This window comes from Roseiterribacter gracilis (assembly GCA_018332375.1).
Taxonomy (GTDB): Bacteria; Pseudomonadota; Alphaproteobacteria; order BOG-932; family Roseiterribacteraceae; genus Roseiterribacter; species Roseiterribacter gracilis.
The window spans coordinates 1160260-1172528 of record BOPV01000001.1; the positions used below are offsets into that span (position 1 = coordinate 1160260).

The window sequence follows — 12269 nt, forward strand, 5'->3', positions numbered from 1 at the left end:
GGGATCCCGGCAATATTAGCGGAACGCAGTCTCGGCGAAGCTGCGCAGCTTGCGGCTGTGCAAACTTTCCAGACCATTTTCGCGTAGCAGATCCATCGCGCGCAGACCGATCTTCAAATGCTGGTCGACGCGTTCGCGATAAAAGCGATCGGCCATCCCCGGCAACTTCAGATGTCCGTGCAACGGCTTGTCCGACACGCACAACAACGTGCCGTACGGTACGCGGAAGCGGAATCCGTTGGCGGCGATCGTCGCCGATTCCATGTCGAGCGCGATGGCACGACTGAGATTGAAGCGCTGGATCAGTTCCCACTGTTCGCGCAGTTCCCAGTTGCGATCGTCGGTCGTCGCAACCGTGCCGGTGCGCATCAGCCGCTTCAATTCATAGCCGCTGAGCCCCGTCACCTCTTCCACCGCCCCCTCCAGCGCTAGCTGCACTTCGGCCAGCGCTGGTAGCGGCACCCAGGTCGGAATGTCGGCGTCGAGCACGTGATCTTCGCGCGAATAGGCATGGGCCAGCACGTAATCGCCAAGCTGCTGCGTGTCGCGCAGACCGGCGCAATGGCCCAGCATAATCCAGGCATGCGGACGCGTTACCGCAATATGATCGGTGATGGTTTTCGCGTTCGACGGGCCGACGCCGATATTGACCATCGTGATGCCGCTGCCGTCGGCACGCTTCAAATGATAGGCGGGCATTTGCGGCAGACGCGGCGGACGCGCGCCGTGCGGCTCTTCACCGGTGAGATTTGCGTTGGGCGTCACCCAGGCCCCAGGCTCGACAAACGCCGTGTAGGTGCTGCGAACCGAAGCGACTGCAGGGTCGCTGCTCTTCTGCATCATCTCCAGCCCCAGCCGCACGAACTCGTCGACGTAGAACTGGTAGTTCGTGAAGATCACGAAACTCTGCATGTGTTCGGGGCCGGTGCCCGTGTAGTGCTTCAAGCGCTGCAACGACAGATCGACACGCGCAGCAGTGAACATCGCCAACGGTTGGCGCTGTTCCGACGGCACCAGATAGGCGCCGTTGGCGACGGAATCGTCGAGCCCCGCCAGATCCGGCAGATCGAACGCATCGCCCAGCGAACGCAGGCGCGCCTGATCGAGATTGCCTTCGAGATGCAGGTTTTCGCCCAGCGCAAAATGAATCGGGATCGAGCGGTTCGACACGCCGACTTCGAGCGGCTGACCGTGATTTTCCAGCAGCAGGCGGAATTGCTCGAGATAATATTTCGCGAACAGATCGGGCCGCGTCAGCGTCGCGCGGTAGGTACCCGGTGCAGCGAGAAACCCGTAAGCCAGTCGTGAATCGACAGGCGCGACGCTGGTCGTGGTGACTTGCACATAGGGATAGAAGGCGCGCTGGCGCTCGCCGAAATTTTCCCCGCGCACGAACCGCGTGAAGCTGCGCCGCAATGACTCGATCGAGTCGTCATAGATGGCGGTGATCGCAGCAAGCGCCTCTTCGGCGTTGGTGAAGAGCTGCTTGGATCTTGCTTCCTTGGCTTCGTGCATCTGTTTTCCCTTTTTGTTGTTTCTAAATTGCGCCCGTCAATGAGCGCGCGAATTCGCGCGCATCAAAAGGCTGTAGATCATCGATTCCCTCGCCCACGCCGATGCCGTGCACCGGCAATCCGAATTTGTCGGCGAGCGCGACCAGCACGCCGCCTTTTGCGGTGCCGTCGAGTTTGGTGACGACGAGGCCAGTCACGTCGGTCATGGCGCGGAATGTTTCGACCTGCGCCAGCGCGTTCTGCCCTGTCGTTGCATCCAAGGTCAGTACGGTTGCGTGCGGCGCATTTGCGTCGAGTTTCTTCAGCACGCGCACGATCTTCTGCAGCTCGGCCATCAGATTGGCCTTGTTGTGCAGACGGCCGGCTGTGTCGATCAGCAACACGTCGACGCCGTCGCGCTTGGCCTGTTCCAGCGCCTGAAACGCAAGCGCTGCAGCGTCGCCGCCTTCGGGCCCGGTGACCACGGGCACGTTCGACCGCTGGCCCCAGATGCGCAGCTGTTCGACCGCGGCAGCGCGGAACGTGTCGCCTGCCGCCAGCATCACGCGCTTGCCCGCGCGCGTCAGCTCGGCCGTCAGCTTGCCGATCGTCGTCGTCTTGCCGGTGCCGTTCACGCCGACCACCAGCACCACGTACGGCTTCACCGACGGATCGATCGCGAGCGGCTTTTCGACCGTGCGCAGAATCGCTGCGACGTCTTCGGCCAAGGTTTCCTTGACCTGGGTCAAGGTCACTTCACCGAAGCGGCGTTGATCGAATTGCTGGCGCAGCTTGCTCGCCGTTGCCGGGCCGAGGTCGGCCGCGATCAGCAATTCTTCCAACTCGTCGAGCGTTGCTTCGTCGAGTTGGCGGCGCACGAAAATATCAGCGAGCCCGTCCGACAATTTGTCGGTCGAACGCGCCAACCCCTGACGCAGCTTGGACAGGAAACCACCGCGCGGCTCTTCCGCTGCGGGCGCCTCAACGACAGCGACCTCGTCCTTCTCGTCTTTGCCGCGACCGAACCGAAACCAACTCTTCATGCGGTACCCTGATACGAAAGAGCGCGCCCATGGACGCGCTCGAATTTGCTTTGCTGGGTGACGCCGCGTGCCTTCACGCAGCCACCCGTTCCGACGCTCGCGCGATCACGAGCCGTCCATCCGTCACCGCATCGACGCGGCCTTCGACGATCTCGCCCGGCTTGCCGCCGACCACCGAGGTCGGCGCAAATTGTTCGCTGTGGCCACGACCGTCGTCGGTTTCGACCAGCACGCGTTCGACCAGTCCGACACGCGACGCCAGGAACGACGCCAGGCGGCGTTCGCCCGCAGCACGAATTTGCGCGGCGCGCTCGCGGCGGATCGTGACTGGCAGCTGCGGCATGCGCGCGGCCGGCGTTCCGCTGCGTGCCGAATACGGGAACACGTGCAGATGAACCAGGTCGGCATCGTCGACCAGCGCCAGCGTGTTGGCGAACATCGCATCGTCTTCGGTCGGGAAGCCCGCAATCAGGTCGGCGCCGAAGGCTGCGTCGGCACGCAAAGAGCGTGCGCGTTCGACCACCTTCAACACATCGTCGCGCAGATGGCGGCGCTTCATGCGTTTCAGGATCATGTCGTCGCCGGCCTGGATCGACAGATGCAGATGCGGCATCAGCCGTTCTTCTTCGGCAAACGCGGTCCACAGCTCTTCGTCGATTTCGACCGGGTCGATCGACGACAGGCGCAACCGGTCGAGTTCGGGCACGGTGCGCAGCAGACGACGAACCAACTGGCCCAGTTTCGGCTGGCCCGGCAGGTCGCCGCCATACGACGTGATGTCGACGCCGGTCAGCACCAATTCGCGAAAGCCCGCAGCGACCAGCGCGCGCGCTTGCGCCACGACTTCGCCGATCGCAACCGACCGCGACGGACCGCGACCGTACGGGATGATGCAGAAGGTGCAGCGATGGTCGCAGCCATTCTGCACTTGCACGAAGGCACGGGCGCGACCGTCGAAGCCGGCAACCAGATGCCCGGCCTGTTCGCGCACCGCCTGAATGTCGTTGACCGCGATACGTGCGGCGCCAGGCTCGTCACGCCAGGTTTCGGCTTTCAGTTTTTCGTCATTGCCGAGCACGCGATCGACTTCGGGCATTGCGGCCCAGCGCGCGGGATCGATCTGCGCCGCGCAGCCGGTGACGACGATGCGCGCATCGGGACGTTCGCGCTTGGCTTTGCGCACGGCCTGGCGCGCCTGGCGTTCGGCTTCGGCGGTGACGGCGCAGGTATTGACGATGATCGCGTCGTTCAGCCCCGCCGCCTCGGCGTGGGCGCGCATCACTTCGGACTCATAGCTGTTGAGCCGGCAGCCGAAGGTAAGGATGTCCAGCTTGCTCACGCTGCGCGCGCTGCTGCTGTGTCGGGCAATTGCACCGTGCCGCTGAACGCGGTTGCGACCGGACCGGTCATCAAGACGCGATCCTGCTTGGTCCATTCGATGATCAGGTCACCGCCATCGAGTTCGATCGTGGCGCGACGTCCGGTCAGGCCGCGCGATGCGGTTGCGACCAAGGTTGCGCAGGCGCCGCTGCCGCAAGCGCGCGTGATTCCGGCGCCGCGTTCCCACACGCGCATGCGCACGCGATCGGACGACAGAACCTGGGCGAATTCGATATTGGCGCGTTCCGGGAACAGCGGATCGTGTTCGAGCTGGCTGCCCAGATGCGCGACATCGATCTGCGCTGCGTCGGGGACAATGAACACGGCGTGCGGATTGCCGACCGACACACCGAAGGCCGGCGGCAGATTGCCGACCTGCAGCGGCAGCGACCGTGTATCGACGTCGCGTGCGAGCGGGATCTCGTTCCACGCAAAGCGCGGCCGGCCCATATCGATCGTGACCAGCGCCTCACCCGCGTCGCTTGCGACCACCGGCCCGCCGCCGGTTTCGATCGTGACGCTGCGTTCGCCGGTTTCATCCAGCAGCAGGCGTCCGATGCAGCGGCTGGCATTGCCGCAGGTCGCAACTTCTCCGCCGTCCTGGTTGTAGAACCGGGCGCGGACATGGCCGCCGTCGCGGGGACGTTCGAGAATGACGAGCTGGTCGAAGCCGATGCCGGTGCGCCGGTCGCCCAGCGCGCGGACGGTGGCCGTGTCGAGCGAAAGCGCCTCGCGCCGTCCATCGAGGACGACGAAGTCGTTTCCAAGACCGTGCATTTTCCGGAAGGACCGCTCCATGCGCCGTTATATGGCGCTGACGCCAAGACGCAACACCCAGCGTCGCAACGCTGGGTTTCCGCCAGGTTTAGTGGCGGGTCAGGCCCTTGGCGCCCGTCAGCAGCGCGCCTTCGAGGTCGGCGCCTTCGAGATTGGCGTCGGTCAGGTCGGCCCCCGACAGGTCGGCACCGGTCAGCTTGGCGTCGCTGAGATTGGCGCCGATCAGGCTCGCTTCGCGCAGGCGGGCCCCGGTCAGGTCGGCGCCCGACAGGTCGACATTGGCCAGGCGGGCCCGGAACAGGCTGGCCGGCCAGGTCTGCTGCTTGTCGCTGCGGATCAGCATCGGCCCCAGCAGCGCGCCTTTCATGTCGGCGCCGGTCAAGGTGGCGCGATCGAGATTGACGCCGCGCAGGTCGCTGCGCGCCAGCTTGGCGCGGCGCAGATCCGACAGCGACAGATCGGCCATCGCCAGGGCCGCAACTTCGAGGTCGGCATCGAACAAGGTGACGCAGTTCATCAGCGCTGCCGACAAATTCACCGAGCGGAGATCGAGCGCCGAGAGATCCAACGCCGACAGATCGGCGCGGCGGCCACGCTTGGCGGCGCTGTCGACCCAGACGCCATGTTCGCTGACGAGATGTTGCAGCGACTGGCCGGTCTCTTCGATCCGGCGCGCACGCACCGTCCCTTCGAGCTTGGCGCCATCGAAATCGGTCTGGTCGATAATGGCGCCGATCAGCACCGCTTTGCTGAGATCGGCACCGGCAAAGCTGACGCCCGACAGAACCGCGCCTTGCAACTGCACGCCCGACAGGTTGGCGCGCGAAAAGTCGGCGCCCGACAAATCGCAGCCGGTCATAATCGCGTTGGCGAGATTGGCGCCCGAGAAGCTCGACCCGCGCAGCACCGCATCGGTGAGGTCGGTCTGCATCACGAAGCCGTTCTGGACGCGCGCATTGGTCAGATCGGCGCCCTTGGCGATGGCGCAGGTCAGTTCGGTCGCAAGCGGCTCTTCGTCGAACGTGACAAGCTCGTCGCTCTCGCCCGGACGATGGCGCATCAAGGTGCCGTCGCGCAGATCGGCTTCGACCATGTTCGAGCCGGTCAGAATTGCGCCGCGCAAGCAGGCGCCGCGCAGGTCGCATTTGTTCATGTCGGCGCGCGTCATGTTGGCGATGCGCAGATCGGCACCGAACAAAGACGCGCTGACCAGTTTGGCTTCAACGAGCGAGGCGCTGAACAGCTTTGCACCGGTCAGATCGGCGTCGCTCAAATCCTGACCGCCGAGATCCATGCCGGTCAGATTGACGAACTTCAGCGCAGCACGCGCCCCGCCGGCACGACCGGCGAGAAAAGCACTGTGACGTTCGATAACGCGGGCAACTTCGCGGTCACTCATGACCGGCGCGGGCCGGTCTGCAAACGCGCGTTCAGGCGTGGGCATACATATCCTTGGCCGATGGCGGCACGGGTCGACGACGCGGATCGTGCAAGGCGGCTCCCAATAATCCGTTAAGTACAGCCGCAAGCCGCGCTGAGGCCATGTGAATGGTCGCTATGCAGCCAGCAGTTTGCGTCCTGCGCATGTTGCGCCGATAGCCGCGCGCTGTTGCGAAGTCGCGTAATGTCGCGATTCTATCGCGCGCGCTACACCGCCCGACCTGGTTGACCGCTGATATTTTACAACCAAGGCGCGAAGGATCGTCGCAGCACGGTTTCGAGCATTTCGTTTGACCCGTCCGGGCGGCCGGGCCTATACCCCGCCCGTCCCGACCGGTTCGGGACAAGAAGGCACCGCGGTGCCGGCCAGTCGGCGAGTTTCGCCCACTGGCCCTTTTTGTTTGCCGGGGCGAAGGCCCCTTTCGTTTGTTTGGGGGCGAAGCCCCCGCGGAGCCGACCGTGTTCGATGCGCTGACTGGCCGTTTTGGCGACATCTTTGATCGCCTGAAAAAACGCGGCGCCCTGTCCGAGGAGGATGTGGGCGCGGTCATGCGCGAAGTGCGCGTGGCGCTGCTCGAAGCCGACGTCGCCCTGCCCGTCGTCAAAGACTTCGTCACCCGCGTGCGCGAGCGCGCCGTCGGCGCCGAGGTGCTGCGTTCGATCACGCCCGGCCAGCAGGTCGTCAAAATCGTCCATGACGAGCTGGTCGCCATGCTCGGCGCCGAGAGCGAGACGATCGATCTCGCTGCGGTCGCACCGGTGCCGGTGCTGATGGTCGGTCTGCAGGGTTCAGGCAAAACCACAACCACCGCCAAGATCGCACTGCGTCTCAAAGACAAAGAGCGCAAGCGCGTGTTGATGGCGTCGCTCGACGTGCGCCGTCCGGCGGCCCAGGAACAGCTGCGCGTGCTGGGCGAACAGGCCGGCGTCCCGACCTTGCCGATCGTCGCGGGACAACAGCCGGTCGAGATCGCACGCCGTGCGATGGAGACGGGTCGCCTCGAAGGCTACGACGTCGTGCTGCTCGACACGGCGGGTCGCCTGTCGATCGACGAAGCGCTGATGGACGAAGTCGTCGCCGTGCGCGACGCGACCAAGCCACACGAAACCTTGCTCGTCGTCGATGCGATGACCGGCCAGGACGCCGTTGAAACTGCAAAACGTTTTGACGAGCGCGTGACCCTCACCGGCATCGTCATGACGCGCGTCGACGGCGACGCGCGCGGTGGTGCCGCGCTGTCGATGCGCGCGGTGACGGGCAAGCCGATCAAGCTGCTCGGCGTCGGCGAACGGATCGACGCGCTGGAATCGTTTCACCCCGAACGCGTCGCTGGCCGCATTCTCGGGATGGGCGACGTGGTCTCGCTGGTCGAGAAAGCCGCCGAGACGATCGATCGCGACGAAGCGGAAAAGACGCTCGCCAAACTCGAGAAGGGCAATTTCGATCTCGACGATTTCGCCGGCCAGCTGCGCCAGATGCGCCGCATGGGCGGATTGGGCGGCATCATGAACATGTTGCCCGGCGTCGCGAAGATGAAGGCGCAGATGGCCAACGCCAATGTCGACGACGGCATGCTGAAAAAGCAGGAAGCGATCATCTCGTCGATGACCAAGCGCGAGCGCAAAGACCCGCTCAAGATTTTGAATGCGTCACGCCGGCGCCGCATCGCCACGGGCAGCGGCACCGAAGTCGCGGACGTGAACAGATTGCTCAAGCAGTTCCAGCAGATGCAGGACGCGATGAAGCAAATGAAGAAGCTCGGGAAGAAGGGCTTCTTGCGACAGATGGCGGGAAAGATGCCGCCCGGAATGTTGCCGCCCGGTGGCCTCCGCTAACTCACCTATTCGTTCAACAGGAGAAGATAGATGTCTGTGAAGATTCGCCTTTCGCGCGGTGGCGCAAAGAAGCGCCCGTTCTACTCGATCGTCGTTGCTGACGGCCGCAACCCGCGCGACGGCCGCTTCATCGAGAAGATCGGCACGTACAATCCGATGCTGAAGAAGGACGACGCAAACCGTCTGATCCTGAAGACCGAGCGCGCGACCCACTGGTTGAAGCTTGGCGCCCAGCCGACCGATCGCGTCGCGCTGTTCTTCGCCAATGCCGGCCTGGTGAAGGCACCGGTCCGTCGCGACACGCCGAAGAAGTCGGCGCCGAAGGCGAAGGCCCAGGAACGCGCCAAGGCGAACGAAGCCGCTGCTGCCGCCGCCGCGACGGCTGCTGCTGCGCCGGCTCCGGCCGCCGCTGAAGGCGAAGCCCCCCAAGCTTAAGGAGGGGCCTAATGCGCTTCTGCGTCGGGGCCTTTGCCGGCGCGCATGGCGTGCGCGGGCTGGTGAAGCTGAAAAGCTTTACCGGCGAACCCGACGCAATCCTGCGCTACCGGCCGCTGACCGATGAGGTTGGCGGGCGCGAATTCCAGGTGACGCTCGTCAGCACCGCGAAGGACTGCTTCGTGGTGAAGGTCGACGGCGTCACCACGCGCGAGGGCGCCGAGGCGTTGGCCAGTGTTCGGGTCTATGCGCCGCGGGCTGCCTTGCCGGCGACGGAAGAGGACGAGTTCTACCACGCCGACCTGATCGGGCTGGCCGCCGAGACGACCGACGGGGCCCCGTTGGGCCAGGTGGCCGGCCTCTATGATTTCGGGGCCGGCGACGTCCTCGAAATCGCGGTCCCGGGGGGCAAGCCGTTGCTGGTGCCCTTCACCCGCGCCGCCGTGCCGCAGGTCGACATGGCGGGCAAACGGGTGGTCATCGACCTGCCGGTCGAGGCCTGACCGTGGCCGGTTTTGCGGTCCAGCTCCTGACCTTGTTCCCGGAAATGTTCCCCGGGCCGCTGGGTCAGTCGCTAGCCGGGAAGGCCCTGGAACGCGGCGATTGGAGCCTGGAAACGCTGGACATACGGGGGTTCGCACGCGATAAGCACCGCTCCGTCGACGACACCCCCTTTGGGGGCGGGGCTGGCATGGTGATGCGCCCCGATGTGATTGACGCCGCGATCCGGTCCATCCCGGCGCGCGGTGGCGAGATCGGTCGTTTGATCTACCTGACGCCGCGAGGCGCCCTGCTCACGCAGGACAAGGTCAAGGAGATCGCGGCCAGCCCGGTGGTGACCATTCTATGCGGTCGCTACGAAGGCGTCGACGAACGGGTTCTGCAATCGCATGGCGCTGAAGAGATCAGTGTCGGCGATTACGTTTTGTCCGGTGGTGAGCCGGCGGCGATGGTGCTGATCGATGCCTGCGTCCGGTTGCTGCCGGGTGTCATGGGCAACCACACCACGCCGGACGAAGAGAGTTTCGAAGAGGGGCTACTCGAGTATCCCCACTTCACGCGGCCGGCGCTTTGGCGTGACGGCGCGGACAAGGAATGGGCGGTCCCCGAGGTCTTGATCTCGGGCCACCATGAAAAGGTCAAAGCCTGGAGACGGGCCGAGGCAGAACAAGTGACGCAAGCGCGACGGCCCGATCTTTGGGACAAGCGAGTGCGGCGCGGAAACTAAACCAAGATCCCGGCTTCGTTTCGGCGGAGTACGGTTTGACGATGAAGGATTTGAACGATGAACGTGCTGCAGAAGCTTGAACAAGACGAGATCGCTTCGGTCTCGAAGACCATCCCGGAATTCTCGCCGGGCGACACGGTGAAGGTGAACGTGAAAGTCGTCGAAGGTACGCGTGAACGCGTGCAGGCCTTCGAAGGCGTGGTGATCGGCAAGAAGAACGCCGGCATCAACAGCTCGTTCACTGTGCGCAAGATCAGCTACGGCGAAGGCGTCGAGCGTGTCTTCCCGCTGTACAGCCCGCGTATTGATTCAGTTGAGCTGGTTCGCCGTGGCGACGTCCGCCGCGCGAAGCTCTATTACCTGCGCGGTCTGCGCGGGAAGAAGGCGCGTATCGCCGAACGCACCACCGGCCACGGCCTCGGTGAAGCCGGCAGCGACGAATAATTCGTCGCCTTAGCGCACAACGATGCAACGGCGGGACTGCAAAGTCCCGCCGTTTTCGTTTGCGTCACACGTGCAATTCGCCAGTGAACACGATCACGCCTGCGCCCGACAGGTCTGGCTCGGGCGTCAACTGCACGTGCAGCAGACTTCGCCGTCCCATGCGCACGCCCTGCTCGATCACCAAACTCGCATCGGCTGCGATGAATTTCTCGGACGCGAGATAGGCCGCAAGCGGTCCGGCTGCGGTTCCCGTCGCTGCGTCTTCCCACAGACCGATTGTCGGATTGAAAAACCGCGCATAGGCGGCGGACGGCCGTGCCGGATCGAACGCGTAGACGTAGCAACCTTCCGCGCCGACCGGCCGTAACTGCGCAACCAACGCGTCGGCGTTGGCAACACAACGATCGACCGTCGCGGGATCGCGCACGCGCACCATCAAATGCGCAGCACCCGTCTCGGCCGTACGCGGCGGCGGATGCAGCACGACGTCATCGACGCGTAGACCCAACGACGCAGCAAGCGCATCGACGGTCTCCAGCTTCGCACCGAGCCGCAACGGCGCTTGCCGCATGCGGCCGTGCACACGACCGTCGCGCCGACCCAGTACGATCGGCAACACGTCATCACCGATTTCCTGCTGGAACGTGCGCGGCTCGCTGAGATCGCCGAGCTTGCCGCGCTCGCCCAACCACAACCACGCGCCCAATGCATTGTGTCCGGCGCCCGAAACTTCGACGCCGCTGGCGGTGAAGGACCGCAAGCGCCAGTCGGCGCGCGTGCTGGGCAGCAGGAAGGTCGTCTCGGCCTGGTTGAACTCGGCGGCAATGCGCCGGAGCGTGTCCTCGGCCAGCCCCTCGCCGCCCTCGACCACCGCCAACGGATTTCCCTGCAGCGGCGCATCGGCAAAGACGTCGATCAGACCGGCAACCAGCGTAGCCATCGAAACAACTCCCAAAGATGAACTGAAATCAGCCAGCCCATCTCGACGCAGATCGCTTCACCAGCGCAAAGTCGAATTGATCAGGACAAAGATGAGGTTGATTCAGCATGGCCCGGCCCTCGCTCCCAGCCCTGCGTGCGTTCGAAGCGGCGGCGCGACTGGCCAGCTTCAAAGAAGCCGCGTCCGAGCTGTTCGTGACGCCGACCGCGATCAGCCATCAGCTCAAACAGCTCGAAACCCAGCTCGGCGTGCGCGTGCTCGATCGCAGCCCGCGCGCGGTCACGCTGACCGACGACGGACGTGTGTTGTTCGATGCGGTGACGAGCGCGTTCGCAACCATCGACATTGCGATCGACCGGTTGCAGCAGCAGCAAACAACCAAAGTGATCACGCTGTCGGCGACGACGTCGTTTCTCAGCCAGTGGCTGGTGCCGCGGCTCGACGCGTTACGCCGCGCACTGCCCGATTTGGATTTGCGTCTGCACGCATCGGTCAAGCTTGCCGAGCTGCGCCCTGGCACGGTCGACGTTGCGATCCGCTATGGCAAAGGTCCGTTCAATGCAGTCGACGCGGTCGCATTGCGCGCCGATCAATTTGCGCCCGTCTGCAGCCCATCGCTGCGCATCGCCCGCCCACAGGATCTGCAGCAAGCGCGGCTGATCCATGTCGACGGGCGCGTTGCACCGCGGCCGGCGCCGGATTGGCGACGCTGGTGCGACGCTGCAAACGTCACCGGCATCGACGTAACGCAGGGGCTGCGCTTCACCGACAGTCTGCACGCGGTGCAAGCCGCGATTGCAGGACACGGTATCGCAATCGTCAGTCTGGTTCTGGTTGCGGACGCGCTTGCAGCCGGACTGTTGGTGCAGCCATTTGCGATGACCTTGCCGGGCGAGACCTATCACTTTGCATGCGCGCCTGCGCTGCGCGAACGCGCCGACATTGCGCGTTTGCGTGACTGGTTTCGCGACACGCTCGCAGCATAAAAAACGGCGGGCAAGGCCCGCCGCTTTTGACGTCATCCAGCTGCCCGTCGCCGATCGAATATGCGTCCCACCGACGCCATACCGCGCGACAACAGCTCCCGTACGGCCGCGGCCCGGCTCGGGCAACGGTAGTCGTAACGGAAGTCGTCAAGCTGCCGGAGCTCGTCCCCCGACAACATGATCTGCAACCGTTCGCCGCGCGAAAGCGGCGTTCCTTTTTTGGTCACTTCGGTCATCGAGGTAAAAAACCCTGATGCCGAACTGTGG

The 12269-nt window shown here is 64.5% G+C and carries 13 protein-coding genes; 6 read left to right on the top strand and 7 right to left on the bottom strand.

Annotated features, from left to right (window positions below):
* Positions 1 to 15: 15 nt before the first annotated feature.
* From TMPK1_RS05840 to TMPK1_RS05860, 5 genes are all read right to left on the bottom strand, one after another.
* Positions 16 to 1515: an AMP nucleosidase gene (locus TMPK1_RS05840; protein ID WP_420242005.1), complete on the bottom strand. Its 1500-nt coding sequence runs from the start codon at positions 1513 to 1515 to the stop codon at positions 16 to 18.
* A gap of 22 nt (positions 1516 to 1537) precedes the next feature.
* Positions 1538 to 2536: a signal recognition particle-docking protein FtsY gene (gene ftsY / locus TMPK1_RS05845; protein WP_420242007.1), complete on the bottom strand. Its 999-nt coding sequence runs from the start codon at positions 2534 to 2536 to the stop codon at positions 1538 to 1540.
* 73 nt (positions 2537 to 2609) lie between these two features.
* Positions 2610 to 3875 carry a tRNA (N(6)-L-threonylcarbamoyladenosine(37)-C(2))-methylthiotransferase MtaB gene (mtaB, locus tag TMPK1_RS05850; RefSeq protein WP_420242009.1) on the bottom strand — a complete coding sequence of 422 codons (1266 nt, stop codon included), beginning with the start codon at positions 3873 to 3875 and terminating at the stop codon, positions 2610 to 2612.
* Positions 3872 to 4693, bottom strand: a complete 822-nt coding sequence (gene dapF / locus TMPK1_RS05855) for a diaminopimelate epimerase (RefSeq protein ID WP_420242011.1) — start codon at positions 4691 to 4693, stop codon at positions 3872 to 3874. Before dapF ends, mtaB begins: the two co-directional genes overlap by 4 nt.
* 88 nt (positions 4694 to 4781) lie before the next feature.
* Positions 4782 to 6092 carry a pentapeptide repeat-containing protein gene (locus TMPK1_RS05860; RefSeq protein ID WP_420242013.1) on the bottom strand — a complete coding sequence of 437 codons (1311 nt, stop codon included), beginning with the start codon at positions 6090 to 6092 and terminating at the stop codon, positions 4782 to 4784.
* Between the two features lie 500 nt (positions 6093 to 6592).
* Here TMPK1_RS05860 and ffh point away from each other — a divergent pair, with 500 nt between their 5' ends.
* From ffh to rplS, 5 genes are read left to right on the top strand one after another with little or no spacing between them, the layout of a single operon-like run.
* Positions 6593 to 7969, top strand: a complete 1377-nt coding sequence (gene ffh, locus TMPK1_RS05865; protein ID WP_420242015.1) for a signal recognition particle protein — start codon at positions 6593 to 6595, stop codon at positions 7967 to 7969.
* Between the two features lie 30 nt (positions 7970 to 7999).
* Positions 8000 to 8404, top strand: coding sequence for a 30S ribosomal protein S16 (gene rpsP, locus TMPK1_RS05870; RefSeq protein WP_420242017.1), 405 nt, complete (start codon positions 8000 to 8002; stop codon positions 8402 to 8404).
* Between the two features lie 11 nt (positions 8405 to 8415).
* The gene (rimM, locus tag TMPK1_RS05875; RefSeq protein ID WP_420242019.1) at positions 8416 to 8907 is read left to right on the top strand and encodes a ribosome maturation factor RimM; all 492 of its coding nucleotides are present in this window, start codon (positions 8416 to 8418) and stop codon (positions 8905 to 8907) included.
* Between the two features lie 2 nt (positions 8908 to 8909).
* Entirely contained in the window at positions 8910 to 9632 is a 723-nt protein-coding gene (trmD, locus tag TMPK1_RS05880) for a tRNA (guanosine(37)-N1)-methyltransferase TrmD (RefSeq protein ID WP_420242020.1), read from the top strand.
* Between the two features lie 57 nt (positions 9633 to 9689).
* Complete coding sequence (rplS, locus tag TMPK1_RS05885; protein WP_420242021.1) at positions 9690 to 10076, top strand: 50S ribosomal protein L19; 387 nt, start codon at positions 9690 to 9692, stop codon at positions 10074 to 10076.
* A 64-nt stretch (positions 10077 to 10140) separates the two neighbouring features.
* Here rplS and TMPK1_RS05890 read toward each other — a convergent pair whose 3' ends face one another.
* The gene (locus tag TMPK1_RS05890; RefSeq protein ID WP_420242022.1) at positions 10141 to 11016 is read right to left on the bottom strand and encodes a PhzF family phenazine biosynthesis protein; all 876 of its coding nucleotides are present in this window, start codon (positions 11014 to 11016) and stop codon (positions 10141 to 10143) included.
* A 107-nt stretch (positions 11017 to 11123) separates the two neighbouring features.
* Between TMPK1_RS05890 and TMPK1_RS05895 the strand changes: the two genes are divergently transcribed.
* Positions 11124 to 12002, top strand: coding sequence for a LysR substrate-binding domain-containing protein (locus TMPK1_RS05895; RefSeq protein ID WP_420242023.1), 879 nt, complete (start codon positions 11124 to 11126; stop codon positions 12000 to 12002).
* A gap of 32 nt (positions 12003 to 12034) precedes the next feature.
* On the opposite strand, the gene TMPK1_RS05900 is transcribed toward TMPK1_RS05895, so the two are convergent.
* On the bottom strand, positions 12035 to 12238 hold the full coding sequence (locus TMPK1_RS05900) for a hypothetical protein (RefSeq protein WP_420242024.1): 204 nt from the start codon (positions 12236 to 12238) through the stop codon (positions 12035 to 12037).
* Between the last annotated feature and the right edge of the window lie 31 nt (positions 12239 to 12269).